At 65.4% G+C, this 20930-nt stretch carries 22 protein-coding genes; 18 read left to right on the top strand and 4 right to left on the bottom strand.

The window, feature by feature from the left end; translation table 11 throughout:
- Window positions 1-96 precede the first annotated feature (96 nt).
- The 17 genes from IT359_10695 to IT359_10615 all read left to right on the top strand — a co-directional run bounded on the left by IT359_10695 (window position 97) and on the right by IT359_10615 (window position 16080).
- The gene (locus IT359_10695) at window positions 97-3066 is read left to right on the top strand and encodes a protein kinase (protein ID MCC6929447.1); all 2970 of its coding nucleotides are present in this window, start codon (window positions 97-99) and stop codon (window positions 3064-3066) included.
- 76 nt (window positions 3067-3142) lie between these two features.
- The gene (locus IT359_10690) at window positions 3143-3646 is read left to right on the top strand and encodes a 2'-5' RNA ligase family protein (GenBank protein ID MCC6929446.1); all 504 of its coding nucleotides are present in this window, start codon (window positions 3143-3145) and stop codon (window positions 3644-3646) included.
- Between the two features lie 787 nt (window positions 3647-4433).
- A complete protein-coding gene (locus tag IT359_10685; GenBank protein MCC6929445.1) occupies window positions 4434-5537 on the top strand; it encodes a beta-lactamase family protein in 1104 nt (367 codons plus the stop codon).
- 302 nt (window positions 5538-5839) lie between these two features.
- Window positions 5840-6214 (top strand): hypothetical protein, encoded by a 375-nt coding sequence (locus IT359_10680; GenBank protein ID MCC6929444.1) that lies wholly within the window; start codon window positions 5840-5842, stop codon window positions 6212-6214.
- A gap of 582 nt (window positions 6215-6796) precedes the next feature.
- Window positions 6797-7126, top strand: coding sequence for a hypothetical protein (locus tag IT359_10675; protein ID MCC6929443.1), 330 nt, complete (start codon window positions 6797-6799; stop codon window positions 7124-7126).
- A gap of 123 nt (window positions 7127-7249) precedes the next feature.
- A complete protein-coding gene (locus IT359_10670) occupies window positions 7250-7603 on the top strand; it encodes a nuclear transport factor 2 family protein (protein MCC6929442.1) in 354 nt (117 codons plus the stop codon).
- Window positions 7604-7901: 298 nt separating this feature from the next.
- Window positions 7902-8723 (top strand): 4-hydroxy-tetrahydrodipicolinate reductase, encoded by an 822-nt coding sequence (gene dapB / locus IT359_10665; GenBank protein MCC6929441.1) that lies wholly within the window; start codon window positions 7902-7904, stop codon window positions 8721-8723.
- Complete coding sequence (locus IT359_10660; protein MCC6929440.1) at window positions 8720-9655, top strand: alpha/beta hydrolase; 936 nt, start codon at window positions 8720-8722, stop codon at window positions 9653-9655. Before dapB ends, IT359_10660 begins: the two co-directional genes overlap by 4 nt.
- 129 nt (window positions 9656-9784) lie before the next feature.
- Window positions 9785-10231, top strand: coding sequence for a hypothetical protein (locus IT359_10655; protein ID MCC6929439.1), 447 nt, complete (start codon window positions 9785-9787; stop codon window positions 10229-10231).
- Window positions 10232-10953: 722 nt separating this feature from the next.
- Complete coding sequence (locus IT359_10650; protein MCC6929438.1) at window positions 10954-11232, top strand: hypothetical protein; 279 nt, start codon at window positions 10954-10956, stop codon at window positions 11230-11232.
- Between the two features lie 116 nt (window positions 11233-11348).
- Window positions 11349-11663 carry a hypothetical protein gene (locus IT359_10645; protein MCC6929437.1) on the top strand — a complete coding sequence of 105 codons (315 nt, stop codon included), beginning with the start codon at window positions 11349-11351 and terminating at the stop codon, window positions 11661-11663.
- A 274-nt stretch (window positions 11664-11937) separates the two neighbouring features.
- Window positions 11938-12465, top strand: coding sequence for a hypothetical protein (locus IT359_10640; GenBank protein ID MCC6929436.1), 528 nt, complete (start codon window positions 11938-11940; stop codon window positions 12463-12465).
- Between the two features lie 337 nt (window positions 12466-12802).
- Window positions 12803-13279, top strand: a complete 477-nt coding sequence (locus IT359_10635; protein MCC6929435.1) for a VOC family protein — start codon at window positions 12803-12805, stop codon at window positions 13277-13279.
- Between the two features lie 87 nt (window positions 13280-13366).
- Window positions 13367-14206 (top strand): hypothetical protein, encoded by an 840-nt coding sequence (locus IT359_10630; GenBank protein MCC6929434.1) that lies wholly within the window; start codon window positions 13367-13369, stop codon window positions 14204-14206.
- A gap of 166 nt (window positions 14207-14372) precedes the next feature.
- On the top strand, window positions 14373-14933 hold the full coding sequence (locus IT359_10625) for a dihydrofolate reductase family protein (GenBank protein ID MCC6929433.1): 561 nt from the start codon (window positions 14373-14375) through the stop codon (window positions 14931-14933).
- 251 nt (window positions 14934-15184) lie between these two features.
- Window positions 15185-15349 (top strand): hypothetical protein, encoded by a 165-nt coding sequence (locus IT359_10620; protein ID MCC6929432.1) that lies wholly within the window; start codon window positions 15185-15187, stop codon window positions 15347-15349.
- A 248-nt stretch (window positions 15350-15597) separates the two neighbouring features.
- On the top strand, window positions 15598-16080 hold the full coding sequence (locus tag IT359_10615; protein MCC6929431.1) for a DUF1801 domain-containing protein: 483 nt from the start codon (window positions 15598-15600) through the stop codon (window positions 16078-16080).
- On the opposite strand, the gene IT359_10610 is transcribed toward IT359_10615, so the two are convergent.
- The 3 genes from IT359_10610 to IT359_10600 are packed head-to-tail and all read right to left on the bottom strand — an operon-like array spanning window position 16034 to window position 17032.
- The gene (locus tag IT359_10610; GenBank protein ID MCC6929430.1) at window positions 16034-16180 is read right to left on the bottom strand and encodes a hypothetical protein; all 147 of its coding nucleotides are present in this window, start codon (window positions 16178-16180) and stop codon (window positions 16034-16036) included. The genes IT359_10615 and IT359_10610 overlap by 47 nt on opposite strands.
- Window positions 16180-16656, bottom strand: coding sequence for an SRPBCC family protein (locus IT359_10605; GenBank protein ID MCC6929429.1), 477 nt, complete (start codon window positions 16654-16656; stop codon window positions 16180-16182). The genes IT359_10610 and IT359_10605 overlap by 1 nt, the downstream gene beginning before the upstream one ends.
- Before the next feature lie 10 nt (window positions 16657-16666).
- Window positions 16667-17032 carry a winged helix-turn-helix transcriptional regulator gene (locus IT359_10600; GenBank protein MCC6929428.1) on the bottom strand — a complete coding sequence of 122 codons (366 nt, stop codon included), beginning with the start codon at window positions 17030-17032 and terminating at the stop codon, window positions 16667-16669.
- A 754-nt stretch (window positions 17033-17786) separates the two neighbouring features.
- Here IT359_10600 and IT359_10595 point away from each other — a divergent pair.
- On the top strand, window positions 17787-18164 hold the full coding sequence (locus IT359_10595) for a hypothetical protein (protein MCC6929427.1): 378 nt from the start codon (window positions 17787-17789) through the stop codon (window positions 18162-18164).
- Between the two features lie 1196 nt (window positions 18165-19360).
- Here IT359_10595 and IT359_10590 read toward each other — a convergent pair.
- Window positions 19361-20782, bottom strand: coding sequence for a serine hydrolase (locus tag IT359_10590; GenBank protein ID MCC6929426.1), 1422 nt, complete (start codon window positions 20780-20782; stop codon window positions 19361-19363).
- Window positions 20783-20930: the final 148 nt, after the last annotated feature.

Raw genomic sequence — 20930 nt, 5'->3', positions numbered from 1 at the left:
CGGACATTGCAGCTGAAACGCGACCCTCGGATTGCACCGCGCATCGCACGCACGGGACCGTTGGTGTATCCGCCCATCGAACCAGAATCGTCGGGCATGGACCTCGAACAGGAACTGCGCGTCGCGCTCGCGGGCACCTACCGCATCGAGCATGAACTCGGTGGCGGCGGGATGAGCCGTGTCTTTGCCGCGCAGGACGAGGCGCTCGGTCGCCGCGTCGCCGTGAAGGTGCTGTCCCAGCTCGACCCCGGCGTCAGCGCGGATCGATTCCGCCTGGAGATCCAGACCGTCGCTCGCCTGCAGCACCCGCACATCATGCCACTGCTCAATGCGGGCACGGCCGGGTCGACTCTCTATTACACGATGCCGCTCGTCGAGGGCGAGTCGCTGCGCGCGCGGCTCGATCGCGCGGAGACGCCAGGCCTGCGCGACGCGGTACAGTTTGCGCGCGACATCGCCGACGCGCTCGTGTACGCGCACGGGCACGGTGTGATGCACCGCGACGTCAAGCCGGACAACGTCCTGCTCTCCGGCGGCCATGCCATCGTCACCGACTTCGGCGTGGCCAAGGCGCTCGTCGCCTCGGCGACGTCGGACAAACTGACGACTGCTGGCATGGCCATCGGCACGCCGGCTTACATGGCGCCCGAGCAGTTGCTCGCCGACCCGACGGCCGACCATCGCGTGGACCTCTATGCGCTCGGCTGCGTGCTGTTCGAGATGCTGGCCGGCAAGCCGCCGTTCTCGGCAGCCACCGTGCAGGAGACGATGCGCGGGCACCTCGTGGCGACGCCGCCGTCTCTCACCGCGATTCGCGCCGACGTCCCTGCGGACGTCGCGGCATGGGTCGATCGCGCCCTCGCCAAGGCGCCTGACGAGCGATGGCCGACGGCCGAAGCCGCGCGGAACGACCTCGATGCGTGCCTCGCACGCCTGAGTGGAGACGGCGTGCGTCCCTCGTCGCCCGCGCTGCGCCCGCGGGTGCGTCCCTGGCACGTGGTTGGCGCGTCGCTCGCCCTGGCCGCCGCGGCTTGGGCATACGTCGGCAATCCATGGGCCTCGGGCCTCGACGCTGGTCCCGAACGTATCGCCGTGATGCCCTTCGTGGCCACGGATCCAGCGGACACCACGCTCGTGCGCCTGGGTCGCGACCTCGTGGTGACCCTCACCGCCAACCTCGATGGTGTCGGCGAGCTCCGGATCATCGATCCGCTCTCGGTGCTCGCGCAGACGACCGGCACAAAGGCCCGCGACGTTGCCGAGTCTCGTGCGCTCGCGAATCGGCTGGGCGCGCGCCGGGCACTGGTTGGTACGCTGGTTCGCAGCGGAGGCCTGGCCCGGCTCGACTATCGCCTCGTGCCCACCTCTGGTAGTGAAGAGCCTGTGGCGAGTGGCAGCGTTGCGGTGCCGCTCGGCGATTCGGCGATCATGGCGCTCACCGACTCGGCAACCTGGGGGCTTCTCGCCAGAATCCTGCCCGCACAGCAAGCGCAGGTTCCATCGTTCGCCGTGCAGCACACTCGCTCGATTCCAGCGCTTCGAGCGTTCATCGACGGCGAGAACCATCTGCTCGGGAATCGTTGGGAGGAAGCCGAGCGCGCCTACGCGCGCGCGATCGAGGCCGACTCGACGTTCTGGTTCGCGTATCGTCGCGTGTATCAGGCCGCGGACTGGAACTTCACTGGCTTCCAGCGGAGTCGGGAACTGGCGATCGCCAATGAACACATCGCGGGGTTCCCGGAGCGCGAGCGGCTGCTGATGACGATGCCGGGCTCCGGACACTACCGGGAAGCTCGCGAACAGTTCACTGCGATTACTGGGCGCTTTCCCGATTTCTGGCAAGCGTGGTTCCTGGCCGGCGATCACATCCTTCACTACGGGATCAGGGAGTTCGAGACGGCGCAGGCATCGATGCCTTTCTTCGAGCGGGCCTTCGAGCTCAATCCACGACTGGCACCGATCCTCGATCACCAGGTGTTCCTGATGGGAGATAGTGCGATCGCCGAGCGGGCCTACGTGCGCTTCCGCAACGTCTTCGGCACATCATGGGACACTGCGCGAACCGACTACGGGGTGCCCATGGAGGCGCTCTACGGGGCGGTGCGGAATCGCTACCGCGAAGGGCGCTTCACCGTCGAGAGCCTGGATCGCCTCGCGTCGGACATCGTGACCAGTCGGGTGGTTCCAACGCTCGTTCCCTTCCTGGTTGGCGCGCCCGTCCTGACGCTGGATCCAGCGGGACAGATCGCGATTGGGGGGATGCTGGCTTCACACGGAGCGCCGCCAGCCACAATGCAATCAGTCCCGCTGTGGGAGTCCGCAGCCTGGGCAATGCGTGGCGCCCTCGACTCCTCCTTCGCGGTGCTCGACCGGGCGAGGGTTGCGCGGCCCAGCATGGCACTTGCTCGCACCCGCGCCACGCTGGCAGTTCTCGCCGAAGTAACGGGCGAGCCTTACCGGTCAGTGGCAGCCGCGGCGTTGAAGGATTTCGCATCCATTGACGTGTCTCCCCAGATGGCGACGACCAGGGCACGACTCGCCGGCTTCCTGGAAGGAATGTCGGCGTACACTGCTGGAGAGAAGGCCCGGGTCGATTCCGCCAGGCTTCGTCTTGTTAGCCTGCGGGATGACACCGCAGCGGTCGCGCTTGCGCGCGTGTTGGCGGCGCTGCGCCGCGACCTCGACGGCGATCGCGCGACTGCGCTCGATTCGCTCCTCGTCGCGGAACGCGCGCGCGGGGCGGCGACCACGTTCGACTATGACCTGACACCACTGATCCGCCTACCGGCGGGTTTGTGGCTCGCGGCCGCGGGGCGTCGCGCGCTCGCCGATTCGGTGTTGTCCTTCCACGATAACGGGATCACGAGCGTGCCCGGGATCGTGATGACGCGTGCCGCAGCGCCGGACGCGATGCTGGCGCGCGCTCGGATTCGCGAGCAGGCCGGTGACGTGACGGCCGCGGCGCGCTTCTATCGGGAGTTTGTCCGCCTTCGCGACCTGTCGCCGGTCACGAAGCGCGCCGAAGTGGAGGAAGCCACGCAGGCCCTGGCTCGTCTTTCGCGATGATTCCGCACTGAGGAGGTGAGGGTATGAGGAAGAGGAGTAGCGGAGGGGAGCAGCTCGTCCACACGCCGTTGGAGCGATGACCCACGTTCGCCACCAGCTCAGCCTCTTTCTGCCACCCGGCGATTTCGCCACGCAAGTCGAGCGTGTGCGGCACGCCGTCGATCCAGTGCAGAGCGCGCTCATCGCAGCGCATGTAACACTGTGCCGCGAAGACGAACTGTCAGACGCTCACGCCGCAGAACGCCGGATTGCCAACGAGAAGCCAGAGCCAATCGCGCTGCGCTTTGGGCGCGTTGAAGCATTTCACGGCCACGGCCTTCTGCTGCCGTGCACTGACGGCCAAGACGAATTCCATAGACTACGGCAGCGCATCCTCGGACGGACCGACATCAGAACTCAGGAACCTCACATAACGCTTGCCCATCCTCGCAATCCGAGGGCTCCAGGCAACTCGCTTGCTGTGGCCTCCGCACTCGCGGAAGGAGTCGTCGTCGTCTTCTCGAGCATTCGCCTCATCCGCCAGGATGGTGCGGCCCCTTGGCAGACGCTTCGCGCCTATGACCTGCGCGACCCAGGATGAGTGGGGCGACGCCTAACCCGTCGCTCAGGTGGTCGCCTTCTTCGCGCCGTGGTGCTGGCGACGCTTCCGGTTCCCGTGGACTCCCGTTGCGCGGCTTCGCGTCCGGCGCCGTGCTCTTCTTGTGCGCCGCCCTTCTCGCGCGTAGCGTGATCAAGCGGCGCAGGTAGCCGTTGCCGCGATGGTTGGCACGCACTCCCCGCGCGCCGGTTGCCTAACACTCGCTGCAGCTGAGGTAGAAAGCAGCTCACTTCAGGTGACGACCATTGAGATCCTATTGGACGACCGAATACGTTGGTTCTCATACCAACATATTCATAAAGAAACTTGAAAGAGCGCTCGATGTTTCTGCCTTGGATAAGGAGGTAGAACGGGTAATCCTGAATGGCAAGAACGTTGAGAAGGCTGACTTCTTCATCGAGTGCAGGGCGAAAGATTGGATGGAGCTCGTATACAGGATGATTGAGCTTTCTGGCCGATTGAGTCGAGATATTCGATTGTTCGGCGACGTATCCTCTGATCTGCATGGATCGCTTGATATCTCGGAAGCAGGCGGTCGCGTCCAGGCACCTTCAGGGCTTCTAGCCGTGCGTTGGCATATCAGATCGGATCAGACGTATCAGAGACCCAAGTACCTGACAACGAATCAGAAGCCGATGTGGTAGCGCTGCATAACGAGTCGTTCAAGCCGATCGCGCTACGCGCAGCGCGGGGCTCGCGACGCGCGCTTGATTACCTGACCGCGGTGACGCTATAGCGCTAACCACCCAACGGAGGGAGTGCTTCGGCGATGGCCCGCGCGCAAAGCAAGGGTGATATCGCACTCGTCGTGCTGCGCGGGGGGGCGGTCTACGCGGAGCAGTACGCGCCCTCGATCGACCCCGTAAACCGGGATACGCGCTTTCCGCTGGCGTCGATGAGCAAGTGGCTCACGGCGTACGCCGTGATGCAACTGGTGCAAGAGGGGCGAGTCGAGTTGGATGCGCCGGTCTCGAACTATCTGAAGCAGTGGCAGCTGCCGGTGGGGCCGTTCGACGCGCGGCAGGTCACGGTCCGTCGGCTGTTGTCGCACACCGCGGGATTGACGGATGGGTTGGGCATTGGCGACTACCAGCCTGATGAATCGCTTCCTTCGCTACAGGAGACGCTGCGCCATCCGCGCGCGTCGTCCGACACCGCCGCAGTGATCGCGGTGGGTCGCACGCCGGGGAGTGGCTTTGAGTACTCGGGCGGCGGCTACCTCGTCCTCCAGGCGATGCTCGAGGACGTGACCGGCACTCCGTTCGCGGCGCGGATGCAGGACTCGGTCTTCCGCCCGTTGGGCATGCGCCGCGCGACCTACGCGTACCTCGGGTCGCTCGACAACGCATCACGGTCGTACGATTCGCTCGGCGCGCTCGCGCCGACCTATCGATACGCCGCGGCCGGTGCCACCGGGCTGTCGGCGTCGGCGGGCGACCTGATCGCCTTCGCGCAGGCGCAGCTAAGGACCGATAGCGGCAACGGCATGCTGTTACGCCGAGTGACCGTCGATAGCATGAGGATCCCTCGCGGCCGCAAACTGGGAGTCGACATCTGGGGACTCGGCGTGGCGCTCTATGCCCCCACGGCGAGCGGCGCCTATGTCTACGGTCACGACGGGTCCAACGCCCCGGCCATCAACACCTCGCTGCGGATCAACCCGGACAACGCTGATGCGGTGATCGTGTTAGTCACTGGGTATCCCTCGCTGGCTACCGCGATTGGTTCTGAGTGGACGCTTTGGCAAACGGGGATGCCGGATTCCCTGATGTTTGAAAGGGCCGTTGGATCGGCGCTTGTGCCGTGGCTCCTCGGGTTGGCGGCCTTGGCCGTACTGTGGTATTGGCGGCTGGTGCGCCACCGCGCGCCCTAACGAGTTGTTGACGCTGACAATGACCGCCACTGTTCGCCGTCCGTTCTGGACCGGCGCGGCCGGCTATACAGGTAAGCTTGGGGGGTCCACCTCTGCCGTAGAGTGACGCACGTGCAACAGCGCGGGTCCATCCCGGTATGCGATTGCATCACTACTTGTGCGGCGCCCTGCTATGCGCGTGGCCGCTGCTCAGCATCAGCGCACAAGACGCGCCTTTGAGACTACACGCAGATGCAGGCGTCGGCGCCATTCGCGCGCAGCTGCCATATCGCGACGGTCTGGTCGCAGCCGTACGAGTGGGCGTGGCGCTACGCCTCACGTCGTCGCTGGCGCTCGCTGTCGATGGCCATCTCCTCGGTTCGGCCACAAGTGCGGATGACTATGGCATCGTGAGTCGCCCCGTGCCGAACACCGCAGGAGTGTCGGCGAGTCTCGTGCCCATGTGGGGGCACCGTCACCGCGTGGCACTCGACGTGGGCGGTGGCGTCTATTCCGTTGCGGCGCGACCCATCGCGCCTGGTGGACGCACGGCGGGCTTCCACGTCGGAACGTCGGTCAGGCTCGGGCCGTGGGACCACCTGGCCTTCACGTTAGGCGTACGAGCACTCCTGCTGACCGACGTGCGCGGGGCCCGGCTTCTGTGCGTGCCTGCAACCGTCGGCCTCATGTCGCGATGAGCTCAGCCGATTGAACGGCGGGGCTCGTTAGGCGGCCAGGCGCGCACACGCATACGCGCGCTTCATTGCCCATCTCCGGTCGTTCGCGGTTGGCCCTAGCCAGAGGACGCGAGCACCAATATCATGCTGCCGCTTGTCACTCGAACTGGACCAGTGCCATTGAACATGCGCACCGCGCGGTGTGCATCGGTCGCGGTGATCGCCACATGGTGGCTCGCGACGCCGCCGGTGCTCACGGCACAGTCGTCGCAGTGTCTCATGGTGACGTATGCGCCTGATTCGCTGAGACAAGTGCTGCCGACGCGCTATCTGCTCACGGCCACGCGCGCACGCGACGGAGTGTTGCCCGATATCCCGCTGCCTCATCTCGTCCGCTGGTGGCCAAGCCAAGGCTCCCCGTACGTAGTCGCGCAGTGGCGACTATTCCGAGGGATGCCGTGGCCGCTCCGTGCCCGGACGACGCTGCCGACGCCGACGACGCCGACGACGAGAATGACCCACTCGATGGCTGCGCGCATGAAGCTTAGCCATCGCCGCAGCGGCCGAGCGATTCAGGGCTTGCGCGCATAGGAGCGCGCACCATTGTCAAGGGATCGCATCTCCTTTGACTTCACGGTTGAGGTGGTTGAGGGGAACTCCAAAGGCGCCTTCCGCCTTCGGGGTCCCGCCGTTCAAGGGCGGCCGGGCGAGCGCTTTGTCTATCTGCGCATCGGCACGTCTGCTGGTCAGACAGGCACTGACGTATCCAGGCGCGCCAAGATTGGGCTCGAAGGGATCACCCGGGCGCTTCTCGACGACGTGAGAGCCAAGCGGGAGCGCGTTCTCGAGGTGCAGTTTGCCGGCACCGATTCAAAGGGTGGCGCAGCGTGCGCGACGGTGCCGCTGCTGGGCAAAGGCTGGTACGTTGCGTGACTGCCAACGTCAACGGAGAGGGTCGTGCCTAAACTAACGCATCTGCTTCTGGCATTCGCGCTGGGTGTATTTGCGCCGCTCTCCAGCAGCGCAGCCCAGAGTGACAGGGACGCGCTGATTCGCGTGGAACACGATCGACTGCGCGCCCTGGTGAGCGCTGATCTGCCGACCGCGCGAAAGCTCCACGCCGACGACTTTCAGCTCGTGAATCCGTTAGGTGGTATCCTCACCAAGGACGAGTACCTGGGGCAGATCGCCTCAGGCGACATCGACTACCTGCAGTGGGACCCGGGCGACATTGCCGTGAAGATCTACGGCGACGCCGCGGTGATACGCTACAAGGCCACCCTCAGAATCAAGGTCAAGGCCATACCTGACGCGCCGTCGGGTGAGTTTTGGCACACGGATGTGTACGAGCGCCGAAGCGGGGTGTGGCAAGTGGTCTGGTCCCAGGCAACACAGATCCGGAAGTCGTAGCCAGCATGTCGCTCCCCTTCGTGTGTAGAGATCCCGTGCGCCGTCTCGTCGCATGTGCTGGCGACCACGCCGGCATTGCTACCGCGGCTCGAATCGCTGAACATCCGCTACCAGTTCGTCAGCTTCCTGGTGCCCGACTTGGCGGCGTGGGGCGCGGTCGATACCAGCCGGTTCGTCGCCGGCCTCCTCTTGCCGTGCGACGGTGTGTGCGCCATGATGCCGCTGCGGGCGCATCTTGTGGCGTGGCTGCGGCGGAACCCCACGTTAGGCGTCCACCACACTTGGCACGGATCGGACCATGATGCGAGTTTGTCTCGCTGGGGCCACGGGTTGGGCGGGCTCCGAACTCGCGCGCGGCATCGCGCGAACGACGGATGTACAGCTCGTGGCCGCAACGTCACGGCGTCACGCGGGCCAGGATTTGGGCGCGGTACTCAGCGATTCCGCACTGACGGCACCGGTGTATGCGTCGGCATCCGAGGCGCTCCGCACTAGCTGCGACGTCTTCGTCGAATACACAGGGCCCGAATCCGCCAAGGCAAACATACTTGCGGCACTCGAGGTTGGTGCGCACGTCGTGGTGGGGACGTCGGGGCTGACGGACTCGGATTTCGCGGAGATCGACGTGATGGCAAGGCGACACGAGCGTGGCGTACTGGCGTGCGGCAACTTCGCACTCACGGTCGTCCTCCTGCAGCGCTTCGCCGAGATGGCAGCTCAGTTGATCCCACAGTGGGAGATCATCGACTACGCCCATGATGACAAGCGTGATGCGCCAAGCGGGACTGCACGCGAACTCGCGGCGCGCCTTGAACGCATTCGTGCGCCTCAGGCGACGGTTCCCCTGGAGAGCACCCTTGGACTGCGTGAAGCGCGCGGTGCAACTCTAGGCGGCTCACAGGTGCATTCGCTCCGTCTCCCAGGATTTGTGATCAGTGCGGAGATCATCTTCGGCATGCCCGATCAGAAGCTCACCATTCGACACGACTCAGGGAGTAGCGCGCTTCCATACGTCGATGGTGCCTTGCTTGCGATTCGTCGCGTGCACACGTTGGTGGGCGTCCACCGTGGCCTGGATACGGTGCTGGATCTCGGGGGCCCGTCGATGCGCGCGCCATGACGTCACGCGCGTGGTGCGTCGCATGTGCGACCCTGTTGCTCGGCGCCTGCCGTGCGGATGCGCCACGTGATACTGCGCTCGGGTCGGCATTCGTCGTCGACACCGGCCGCGTCGCGGTGGAAGGTGGCTCGCTCTTCTGGGAAGCGACCGGCACGGGGGCGCCGGTCGTTCTGATTCATGGCGGCAACCTCGATCGACGCATGTGGGATTCGCAGGTCGACACGCTGCGGCACCACTATCGAGTCATTCGATACGACGCCCGCGGCTTCGGCCGATCGAGCGCGGCGGACCGCCCCTTCCGCGCGCCCCACGACCTTGCCGCGCTATTGCGCGCGCATCGAGTTTCTCGTGCGACTCTCGTCGGCCTGTCCATGGGAGGCGGCATCGCCATCGACTTCGCCTTGGCGTATCCAGAGATGGTCAGTCGTCCGGTGCTGGCGTCCCCTTCGGTCAGCGGCGGACGTTGGCCTGACGACGCGGATACGCTGTGGCTTGCTGCCGGCCGCGCAGCGTTTGCCCGCGGCGATTCGATTGGCCTCGCGCGGGCCTGGCTCGGGAGTGCGTACATCCGCACGGCGCTGCGCACGCCGGAGGTCGAGGCCCGGCTGCGGGAGATTGTCACGGACAACGCCGGGCATCTGATGCAGCGGGCGCGCGATCAAGAGCTGGAGAGGGAAGTCTCTCCGCCGGCCGCAGATCGGCTGACTGAGCTGCGGATGCCAGTACTCCTGATGGTGGGAAGCAACGACACGCCCATGCTGCGGGCGATGGCGAGCCACTTCACGGCGAGGCTTCCGCAGGTGCAGCGTATCGACTTCCCGGGCGTCGGGCACATGATCAATCTCGAGACGGCGGCCGCTTTCAATCGGGCTGTCCTCGAGTTCCTGGCGCGCCCCTGTTTGCCTAACGCTGATTGCCCACCAACACGCTGATGAGTGAGCTGCTGGAGCCCTGATGCTCTACCTGAGCGCACGGCGGATGTATTTCGTGTCGCTTGGTCCTGCAGGCATATCGATGACGACGGGAGAGTACAGCGCCGCTGAACCGCAGTCCTGGACAACTTGGGAATGCCGAGGTTTGATGTGAAGTCGAGCCGACAGGAGCACCTTCAGGAGTTCTTCCGCCGATACGCGAGCTTTGCGCTCGACGAGGATCCCACGAAGCTCGCCGAGTTCTACGATGCGAGTTTTCTCGCGGCGGGCCCGCGCGGCGGAGCGGCATTCAAGAACGACGAGGCCTTTCTCGCCTGGCTTCGAGAGCTGCACGCGTTCAATGTCAAGGTTGGGATGACATCGATGACGGTCGAGGAGGTCTGCGAGGTTCCAGTTGGCGCTGGCTATACGCTCGCCACGGTGACGTGGGGCGCCGCGTTTCAGCGGACCGGCCCCATTCCGATCCGATTCAAGATCTCGTACCTGCTTCGCGAGAGCGAGGCGCATCCGAAGGTTGCCGCGAATATCTCGCACGAAGATCAGGAAGAGGTGATGCGTGCCCGCGGGTTGTTGTGAGGCGAATCATTGGATCTCTACGTCGCCACCTCTCCTCGAGGTCCGATGCTCCGCTCCACCGATCCGCAGCGTCGGAGAATGCGAAGGCATGGACGGCCGGACCGATCGCGCTGAGCGTCCAGACGATTCCTGTGGCGAGAGAATACACGGCCGAGTGGCTCACGTCCGAGTCTGGCGGATACACGAGGTACATCAAGTCGGTGCTGCTTGAGCGTCGTGGAGTCGTCAGTCGCTTGGGGTCGCGCGCGCTGCCGCCATCGCCAACGTCACCGTCGCTCATTCAATGCCTCCACTCGTCTTTCGACCAAGTGCGTGCGACCATGCGTACCAACCACAGGTTGCCCCTGCCGGCGCCTCCAAGGATGGCGCGGAACTGCGCGCGCAACACACTCCTGGGCATTCTGATGCTCACGACCGCTTGCCGCAGCGAGCGCATCCTCGGCATTCGCGTCGAACAGGCACGCCCGACAGGAGCTGTCGTCGCTGATGGGTACGGGCCTGATCCCACATCCTACGCACCGTGTGAGGGTCCGTACCTCAGCTTTCGTGTCGACTGGTCACGGGTCAGGCTTTCCGAGGAACACCTCGACATGTTCCTCCTGCCCGGCGGGAGTCCCCTGACGCAGGCGGTTGGTCGCACGGTAGCCCATTCCTATCGGAGGACCGACACGACTACCCTCGCCGTCTCTTACACACCGGAACAGCGATCACGATGGTTCAGTGTGTCGCTCCTGCCGCGGGAGTACCGCCGCGAAGAGGGCGCGTGCCGTCTCTCGCTACTTGGAGAGGACGCGCTGCTGTTCTCGCACGTCGAGGCCGAGCGCACCTCTTCAGACAGCTTCTTCGTCTCGTACGCCGTTGTCGTGAAAGGCAACTACCACAACTTCGCGCTTGTGGCCATCGGGCGTAGCCGCGCAAGCCGGGACTCCCTGGTGAGCGCACTCTACCATGCCCGCGCGCTCGATCTTCGCGATCTTCGCCCTGGCTCTTCTCCGCAGTGACACGATCTCCGCCCTCTAGCATGCTAACAGTTGACCAACCGGTTCGGCGGCCTCACTGCACCTGTCACTGAGGCCCGGCGTTAGACCGCTTTGATCAGCACTCTCGCCCCTCTCGCATGAACTGGATCGCCGAACGCGAGTTTCAGCTCGAAGCCTCCGACGGTGTGACGACGGTGAAGCTCCTCCTCGGGGCACCGTACCGGGTCGCCGACGTACGCGAGTGGCGCTGCGCATTCCACATCACCGGACTACCCGATCCCATCGACCAGTGGGCCGCCGGCGAGGATGGACTCCAAGCACTCCAACTTGCGCTAGTGATGGCGCGCATCTGTCTCGACTACGCGCCGCTCCCGCCGGGGACGCACCTCACGTGGCTCGGCGAGCCCACCTTGGGACTCCCGAGCGCGGATGCGGCAGCCGCCGGCCCGTAGCGCCACATCTGGCCGCCCTCGGAATGGAGTCGGATCGCGGCCAGGTAGCGGCGTGTGCTGCTGACGGTCACGAAGCGGATTGCGCGGGCGGCGGCCGCGCCGGCCGCCGCGACAGCCACTCGCACGCCGATCGTCAACCAGCCGCCGCGTTCCCAGGCTCGCGACCGCGTGCGGTACCGCTCGCCATGCTTGCCGCACCGGCACGCTTGCACGCACATTGTTTGATCGCTTGGCTGCTTCACCGGACATTTGCAGCGCACGCACTCTCCCTACCATGAGCACAGCATCGGTCGCCACTGCCGCGCGGGACGAAGCAGTCGTCGCGAACGCGACGGGAGAAGGATCGAGCGCGCCATATCCCGGAATGGAGTATCGAGCGCCAGATGCGATGCAGTTCCTGCAATACTACCGCTCTGAAGTGAAGCTCGAGTTCGATCTCCGTCACCACCGCGTGCTTTGGCTTACGACGGGGCAGACGCTACTGCTGACGCTGGCCGGCTTCCTCTTCTCTCGCAGCACCGCGGTTGAGCCGTGGTTCCTTCGCCTCGTCGCGACGCTCGGGATCGCCATTGGCATTCTCGCATTCGTGTCGATCGATGCCGCGCTCAAGACGATCACCCTCTGGAAGAACAAGAAGCAGCGGCTGCTCGACGGCGGTCCTGCCCCATGGCAGCTGGCGGCCATGATCTCCCGCGACCTCGACGCGCGCGACGATCCGTTGCATTCGCGCTCCCTCTGGTTTCCACGACTGTTGGCGCCACTGTTCATCCTGGTGTGGGGCGTGATCCTCTCCAAGGCGTAGAGGCGCAACGCCAGCGTTAGGCCGCAACCACGCACCCGTTGAAGCGGACATGGATCGAGCAACTGATGACGACTCCAACGGTTACGAGGCAGTCGCGAGCGTCTTCATTGCGGGACGGGGTACCCGTACCCGTGCGGGCGACGCGATCGGCGCGGCAGTCGTCAAGTCGTGGGCGAGCGCTTTGCCCCTCTGTCTGGCGCCGGTGATCCCCAGCCAGGTTCCGCACTCACCCGCACGCAACTGATGCCCACGTGCGACGGTTCCTGAAGAATCCACGTGTCGAGTTGCATCGCTCTCCCGACGCGGTGTAGAACCAGTCAGGCGCCAAGGAGGCATCATGACAGTGATACGAATGGACAACGTCGGCATCGTCGTGGAGAACCTCGATGCCGTCACTGAGTTCTTCACCGAACTCGGCCTTACGCTCGAAGGCCGCATGCCCATCGAGGGCGAATGGGCTGGCCACGTCACCGGCGTGCGCGGCCAGCGCGTCGAGATCGCCACGATGCGCACCCCCGACGGCCACAGCCGCCTCGAGCTCTCGCGCTTCGACGCCCCCGCCATCGCGTCCGATCACCGCAGAGCTCCGGTGAACTCGTTGGGATACCTGCGCGTCATGTTCGCCGTCGATGACCTCGACGACACCCTCGCCCGGCTCGGTAAGCTCGGTGCAACGGTGGTCGACGAAGTCGTCAACTACGAAGACAAATATCGGCTCTGCTACATCCGCGGTCCCGAGGGAATCCTCATCGGGCTCGCCCAACAGCTCGGGCAGCAGACCGCCCGGGCGGATCCCATGGAACGAAGGCGTTGAGAACGCAGGCGTGAGTGTCTGACAACGGGGAACCAGCAGATGAGCCTCGAGCCTGTGGTTATCACCGGAGCGAGCGGACAAGTGGGCATGGCCATCCTGTCCGCGCTGCGGGGGAAGGCGAGAACAATAGCGCTCGTGAGAAAGCGGGCCGACCTGCCAGCCTCGGAGATCGTTGCGGATTGGATGCGGTCGCCTAACGCTCGTCAAATGATCTCGCGTGCGGGGAGCATTGTTCACCTGGCGGGCAACCTGAAACCGGAACGCGGCGACTACCAGGCAGCGAACGAGGCGACGACCGAAGTGCTCTGTTCGGCGTTGCGGAACGGGACGTCTGCTCGGGTCATCTTCTTGAGCTTCGTCGGTGCTTCCGAAGTTTCCTCAAATGCATATCTCGCTTCCAAGGCGCGCGCGGAGCGAGCGCTTCGCCAAGCCGCTTCTCACGTCACGGTGTTCCGCTGCACCCACATCATCGGGTCTCCCGATCGTCCAGGGCCAACCGCTCTGACCATGTTGCGAAGGGATGCAGCGAGCGTGACGATACTCGGCTCAGGCCAGCAGGTACTGGCTCCGGTTCTTCGCGACGACGTGGTGTCGGCGATCATCGCGGCGCTCGAGCGTGGCGCTGACGGGACCTTCGACCTGCCCGGGCCGGAGTCGATGACCCTGGACGACCTGGTCAGGCTGCTGAACAATGATCCGTCGGTCCCGATTCGACACGTTCCAGCGCCGATGGCCCGCCTCCTCCCGATCTTTTCTCGCAATCTGCCTCGCGCCTTGGTGGATATCATGCTCGCCGACTGCGTAGGCGATCCTTCACAGGTCCGAGGCGCTCTTGATATCGAGCTTGCGAGCCTTCGACGAGTGTGGGGCCGCGCCAGCGTCGCTCCCTTTCCTGGCCCACGCCGTGGGCACACGCCAACATTCTGACCGGCGAGATGCGTCGGTCGGCTAAGCTCCGATTGCAGGAGACTTGCAGGGCGTTGAACGCACCATTCCTCGCGCTGCCGCTCCACTCGTTCACGGAGCCCAGCCGCTATCGAACGCATGGTCTTTCCAGCACACACCTCAACAGATACGGAGTAGACTCGCCGCCATGGGACTCCTGACTTTCAGTATCAACGTCACCCTCGACGGTTGCATCGACCACCGGGGGCCAATCGCCGACGACGAAACGCACGCCTTTTTCACCCGCCTCATGGACGAACAAGGGGCGATGCTGTGGGGGCGCATCACCTATGAGTTGATGGAGAGCTACTGGCCAGCGGTGGTCCGCGGCGAAGAGGACGTTCCGCCGGCGATGCAAGAGTGGGCGGTCAAGCTGGAGAACAAGCCGAAGTACGTCGTCTCGTCTACGCGAACGGACTTCCCGTGGACCAACAGCCATCACATCGCCGGCGACCTCCGCAGCGGCGTGCAGGCGCTGAAGGACGCTACGCCGACCGGCGTGCTCCTCGGCAGCGGCAAGCTCGCGACCGCTCTTGATCGGCTGGACCTGATCGACGAGTACAAGTTCCTCGTCCACCCCAGGATCGCCGGTCATGGCCCGACGCTGTACCAGGGCGGGCTGTCCGGCACGCGACGCTTGGAGCTGGTCTCGGCGACGCCGCTCCGCAACGGCGCGGTCGCCATGCACTACCGGCGCGCACGCAGCTAGACGAAGCTCTCATCCGAAAGCTCAGATCGCCTTCCGACCGCATGTACGCTGGTGCTCCAATCGAGGCGGCGTGACGCTGCTGCCTACACCACGAGGAGAACACAATGACCGTACTCGTGCCGACAAGCGGTTTGTTCATCTGGGCTGGCTGGGCCCTCGCAGTTCTGCTTTGGCCGCTCGCGGTGTCATACCTCGCGAGCCGTCTCCGGCCTTCGTGGCGCTCCGCCGTACGCCGCTTCACGCCACACTTCGTGTTGCTGGCCATCTGCGGGGGCGGGCCACTGCTCATCCGTCCCGGCGTCTCGTTCGTACGCCTGGCCGTCCAGTTCGCGTTACTCGCGGCGTTGTGGGCACTCGCCGTCCTCGTCAGTCAGTCCATGGGCAACCGTGCATCGCAGTTGGTGGACGGCGCCTAACACGCTGGAATGCCCCGCCGACTCGTGGCTGCGCGCTCCGCTCGCTCGATAGACTCGCCTCGCGCACTCCCGTGATGCCGCCGGGCCGACACCAGGTCTACCGAGTATGAGCCGCGCGCTTCTTGTGTACTACCGCGGGTGCCCGTAGTGTCAATCGGCTGCAGTCAACGTGCCTGCCGCACGCCTCGCGGCGTCCGCATCGAGCACTTTCGGTGCAGCTGCGGCTACGCGTCACAAGGATGAGAGCCATGCACGTGGAATCAAGCGAGGTTCGGCAGTTCCTGCGTGATGTTCCGCCCGGTTTCCGGGAGGTAGTCCTTGCCTTGCGGGACGTCGTGAAAGCGTCGGCCCCCGGCGTGGCGGAGTCGATTCTGTGGGGCGGCCTGTCCTATCATCGCCCGAGCGTCGGCGGGCGGGTCAAGGGTGCCGTGTGTCAGATCGGGGTCAAGCGCGGGGCAGTGCGCCTCGAGTTCATACACGGAGTCCACCTCACGGACCGCAGTCACCTCTTGCGCGGCACAGGAGTGTCCAAGCGCTACGTGCCGGTGCCAACCGTCACCGACGCACGGGACCCCAGGATTGCCACGCTGATTCGGGAGGCCGCGGCGTTCCACCCGCGGACGCCGTCCAGCATGCCGTTGCAGCTGCCAGGTGCGTCGCGCAGCGGCCGTGAAGCGCGCGACGTCACCCAGCGCTCCCGGCCACCCGCGGGACATCGGCGTGATCGCTGATCATGAACGCGCCGTGCAGCAGCACCGCCGGCTCGCCGCTGCCGTGGATCTCGGAGTACGTCCCGAGTCCGTTTGCGGGGGCGTGGCCGGTCGGACGCATCAGCTCACCAAGGTGGCGAGCACCTCGTCCAGCAGATCGTACTGTTCGCCAGCCGCGGTCGGGCTTCCGGATGCCAGCGACTCTTCCAGCGCTTCCTTCGACGGGTAGAGTTCGTGGAGCATCAGGAGTGTCTTGCCGTCGTTCTCCTGAAAGGTCAGTGTCGTCACGGCGCCCTCCGCGCTTTCCTCGTTGGTCCAGACGATGCGCGAAGGGGGCGTCACCTCGACATACCGGCCAAAGAACGCCATTGGTTGTTCGAAGTCGGGGTGACTGAAGACGAAGCGGTACGAGCCCCCGGTGCGCGCGTCGACGTCGCAGGACACGAAGGTGATGCCGAACGACTTCGGCGTCCACCAGCGCTGGAGCAACTCCGGCTTTGTCCACGCATCGAAAACGGTGCGCGCGGGGGCATTGAAGATCCGCGTGATGACCAGCTCACGCTCGGACTTGCGTTCCAACGTCGTGGAGTTCTTCATGGGGATAGTCTCACGGCCTCTGTTTGGGTGGATCGACGCGTTCAGCCCGTTGCAGTTCCTCAACGATATGGTCCAACTCGTCGAAGCGTGCGTGCCACAGTTGGCGGTATCTCTCGATCCACGCGGTTTCGTCGTCCAGCCGGCGTGGGCCGAGCGTGCAGGTGCGCACGCGGCCGGCCTTCTCGGTGGAGACGAGCCCTGCGTGCTCCAGGACCCCGATGTGTTTCCGCATGCCGGTGAGGGTCATGTGGAACGCGCCGGCAAGTTCAGTGATCGACGCGTCCGCCTGGCCAAGGAACTCCAGGATACCGCGCCGAGTGGGGTCGGCAAGCGCGGCGAAGGAGGCATCCAGATGGGGGGCGCGAAACTGAACCATGTGGTTCAGTGTAAAGCCAAGTCGAGCGGCGCGCAATGGGGAAGAGTCGACGTTGCCACGAAGACGACCACGCTGCACGCCGACGACAGTTTGTGAGATGGCTTCCAAGCGTCGGAGTCTTCTGCGCGACAGCGGCGGTCGGCGCTTCGGCTGCCGCACAATCGGCTACTGATTCCACGACCGTGGCTCAGCGCTTCGCCGTCGCGGTTGCCCACGATTTGGTCGTCGTGAGGACCTCGTCGTCATCGCCGGCGTCGCCCTCTTCGTCGGTTGGCCTGCTGATCACTCCGGGCGACGCGCCAGCCAGTTTCCTCGCGACGCTCCACGATTCCGCACGCAGCGGCGTCGGGGCCGCCCTCTCAGGAATCGACGCGACGCTCCGCTATCACGTGATCGTGCGACACTTCGCCATCACTCGCCACGAGGCATCGCTCGATGTGGTGTCCTGGCTAGGACGCTCGCGCGATGCGCTCCATCAACAGTGGAGCGTCGTGTACTTCGCCGCGCGCGATCCCACGGGGTGGCGCGTACGCGCTGGCGTCACACGAGAGCTTGCCCAGTCGAAACGCCCGCCGGAACCTGACGCGTCCCTCTCCTGCCTCGCCGCGCGGTGAGGCAATCTGTTCAGGTGATCACACCCACCTGTCGCGCGCACGTCACCGGGAAGCGCAGCATCCTTCTCGGCTCCTGCATTGCCACCTTGGCCCTCGCTATTCCCCTTCGCGCCCAGGATTCGCCCTTGGAGCGGCGCGCTGTGGCATCGGCGGTGGCGGCCTTCTTCAAGAAATCGCTGCCAACGGGACGCATTGCCGTTGCCATCGATCGTCACGGTGAGGTTGCCGACTCGCCTGAGGTGGATCAACTCGCTCGAGAGTTTCGCGCGGTGAAGGTGAAACGCTCAGCGGTGGTCGCATGTGACGCTGCAACACCGCATCGGTGTCAGCTTCGTGGCGTTTCGGTGCTGGTCGCCATTCACATTCGCGTCATGACGGCGTCCGCTGCGGAGGCCGCCCTTGCATGGGAGACCGCGGGCGCGCATGGTCAGCTGTCCTTCTCGGCATTCCGTGTCGCACTCGAGCGACGCGAAGGGAGATGGATCGTCGTCCGCGTCCTGGGGCAGGAAGCGACCTAAGGCTGCTGTGGTGGTCGCGCCGATCACGTACCCTATCATCCTTGCGGCCGACGGGGACGTGATGGACGGCCGGCACCGGCGCTGCTGAAGGGGCGACCGACGGTCGACGCGGTCCAGTTTGGCGAGGACCCAACGCCCGACCATGTCGGACGGCACGCGGATGAGTTGCAGGTTCAGGTGGGCGAGCGACGGAATGCTGTTAGAGGAGCGACAATATGCTGCAGCCGGGTGACACGGGTCCAATCGATTCGCTTCGTGTCTTGGCGACACATCAACTGCGCTGCTGCGCGCAGCTTGGCCGCCCGCTCACGCTCCTGCTCGCGACGATTACCACAGCCTGTTTTCCGGTGTTCCCTGTGTCGCCGCGCGTTCAACCTGGCGTGCGCACCAGCCTGTCGGTCACGGCGCATCTTGCCGAAGCGCGTGCCGTACGTCATGACGATTCGGCGCGCACGAGATGGGGCGTGCGACCCCAGGCGGCCGTCACGCACGAGTTTGGCTGGGTGCCGGAAAGCGACGTTCGCCCAGCGGTGCGCCTCGGGCTCGCTCTCGCGACGGGATGGAACGGAGTGGGAGGGACCCTCTTCGTCCAGGCGCCGCGGCGATGGACGTCGGGATGGGACGCGGGCGTAGGTGGCATCGCGGCCCTTGGCGGGGGGCACGACCGCGGTCTGGTGACGAGCGTGGGGCGGCAGCTGGCGGGCGGACAGCTCGTGTCGATCAGTGGCGCCGTCCTGCAACTCCGCGCGCGTCGTGCGGGCAGCGAGCAGCGGCTCGGCTCCATTCTGATCAGCGTCGAGGAACCCACTATACGCGGCGACGTGATGCGGCTGTTCGGAGGCGCCGTCTTCGGTCGCGCGGATCTGCGCTGTGGCGAGACCGCGCCTGGGCCCAGCGACATCTCGAGTTGGTGTCCCTGGGGCACGCGTGTGTTCGTGGGAGCTGGACTCCTGGCGCGATGGCGTGGCAGGAGACAGGCCGCCGAGTCGCGCAGCAGACCTCGCCCTCGCGTTGCGTATTGAGCCGACACGGCGGGAAGGTTTCGGATGCGATACCACTCGCTCGTCTTCGCGGTGATGCTCGCTGCAGCTGCCGGCTGCGCGTCCGCTTTCGTGGCCGCCAAATCGATCGACGAGACTCTCCCACTGGAGGCTTCGGTTCGGGTCCAAGGATCCGGTGGGTGCGATGTTCCCCGCCTACGGGCGCCGCGTCGCCACCATCCGCTGCGCACCGGCCTGCAGCACGAGCCGCTCGACCTTGCCGTTCTCTCCCTCGAACGTGAAGGTCATGGCGCTGCCCTGCTGGAAGAACCGCGTGGGAGTCTCGGCGAGCAGCTCGTTCAGTCCGGCCTGGCCGCCCTGCCTAACGGCTAACGCACGGCCGACACGGCTCACCTCGAGCGACTGGCGACCGAGTACGTAGGTCCCCACGTACGAGTCGAGCAGCTTCGCGTCCACCACGATCCCCTTCCGCGACGGGCGCGGCACGTACTTCTCGCCCCGCAGCAGCTTGAGCGCGGCGTAGACGACCTCGGACTGCACGGGCGGCGTCGCGTCGGGGAGGAAGTCGGAGTTGGTCATGTAGTACACGCCGACCTTGGCATCGAGGTCGCCGATGAGGAAGGCGCGCTGCCCGGCAATCGCGCCGCCGTGATGGATGAGCGTGTGGCCGCTGGCGCTGTCCTTCACCATCCAGAAGCCAAAACCGTAGTCCCCGCCAAAGCGCGGTTCGTGCATGGCGCGCACCGACTCCTCCGAGAGGATGCGTTTGCCCTGGAAGACGCCGCCGTTCAACTGCGCCGCGAGGTAGCGCGCCATGTCCTCGGCGGTGAGGTAGATGTCACCGGCGGGATAGACGTCGAAGTGCACCTGCGCCACCGGCTCGGGCTTGCCGAGCGATCCGCCAGCTGCATAGGGGAGCGCCATGCGCTCGACCATGTCAGGCGAGGGATAGACGGGATGCGGGGTGGTGACGCCGAGCGGCTTGAGCACGTGATCGACCATGTACTGCTCGTACTCGATGCCGGAGATCTTCTGCGCGAGGAGCCCCGCGGTTCCGTAGGCGAAGTTGTTGTATTCCCACTTGGTTTCCGGGGCGCGCACGGGGGTGAGCGCGGCGGTGAACGCTTCCATCGTCCTGGGCAGCTTGCGCCCCCAGATGGGCTGCGTCTCGGCGCCGCTCTTGAGCCCCGACCAGTGCGAGAGGATGTGCGTGAAGGTGACCGGCTTGTCCGGCTGCTCCTGCACCTTGGAGTCGCCGAGGTACTGGTTGATGGGGTCGTCGAGCTTGAGCTTTCCCTGCTCCGCCAGCTGCATGATTGCGGTCGCGGTGACCGACTTGAACGAGGACCCGGTGCTGTAGAGGGTCTCGGTGGTGGCGGGGGTGCGGGTGCGCATGTTGGCGTAGCCAAACGCCCCTTTCCAGACGATCGAGTCACCACGCACCAGCGCGATGGACATGGACGGGATGCCATGCTCGGCCAGCGTCTTCTCGATCACCCCGGAGAGAACGGTTTTCGTCTTTTGGAGGTCGAACTTCCCCTCCTGGGCCAGGGCCGTGGAGGCCGGCATGGCGAGGAGGAGCAGCATGCCGAGCGAGCGAGCGTTGCGGCGCATCATGGTCGTTCCGTGAAGGAGGCATGGTAACGGCTGAGGCGGGCGAAGTTACGGCGCGCGTGCGCCCTGCGCGAGCCAGGTCGCCCCTTGCCGCGGCGGGATGCCGATCGGCGCAACGCCGCTCGCCCGCGACACGCCCCGGGCACTCCTC

This window comes from Gemmatimonadaceae bacterium, assembly GCA_020852815.1.
GTDB lineage: Bacteria > Gemmatimonadota > Gemmatimonadetes > Gemmatimonadales > Gemmatimonadaceae > SCN-70-22.
This window is presented reverse-complemented; position numbering and strand designations above follow the sequence as displayed.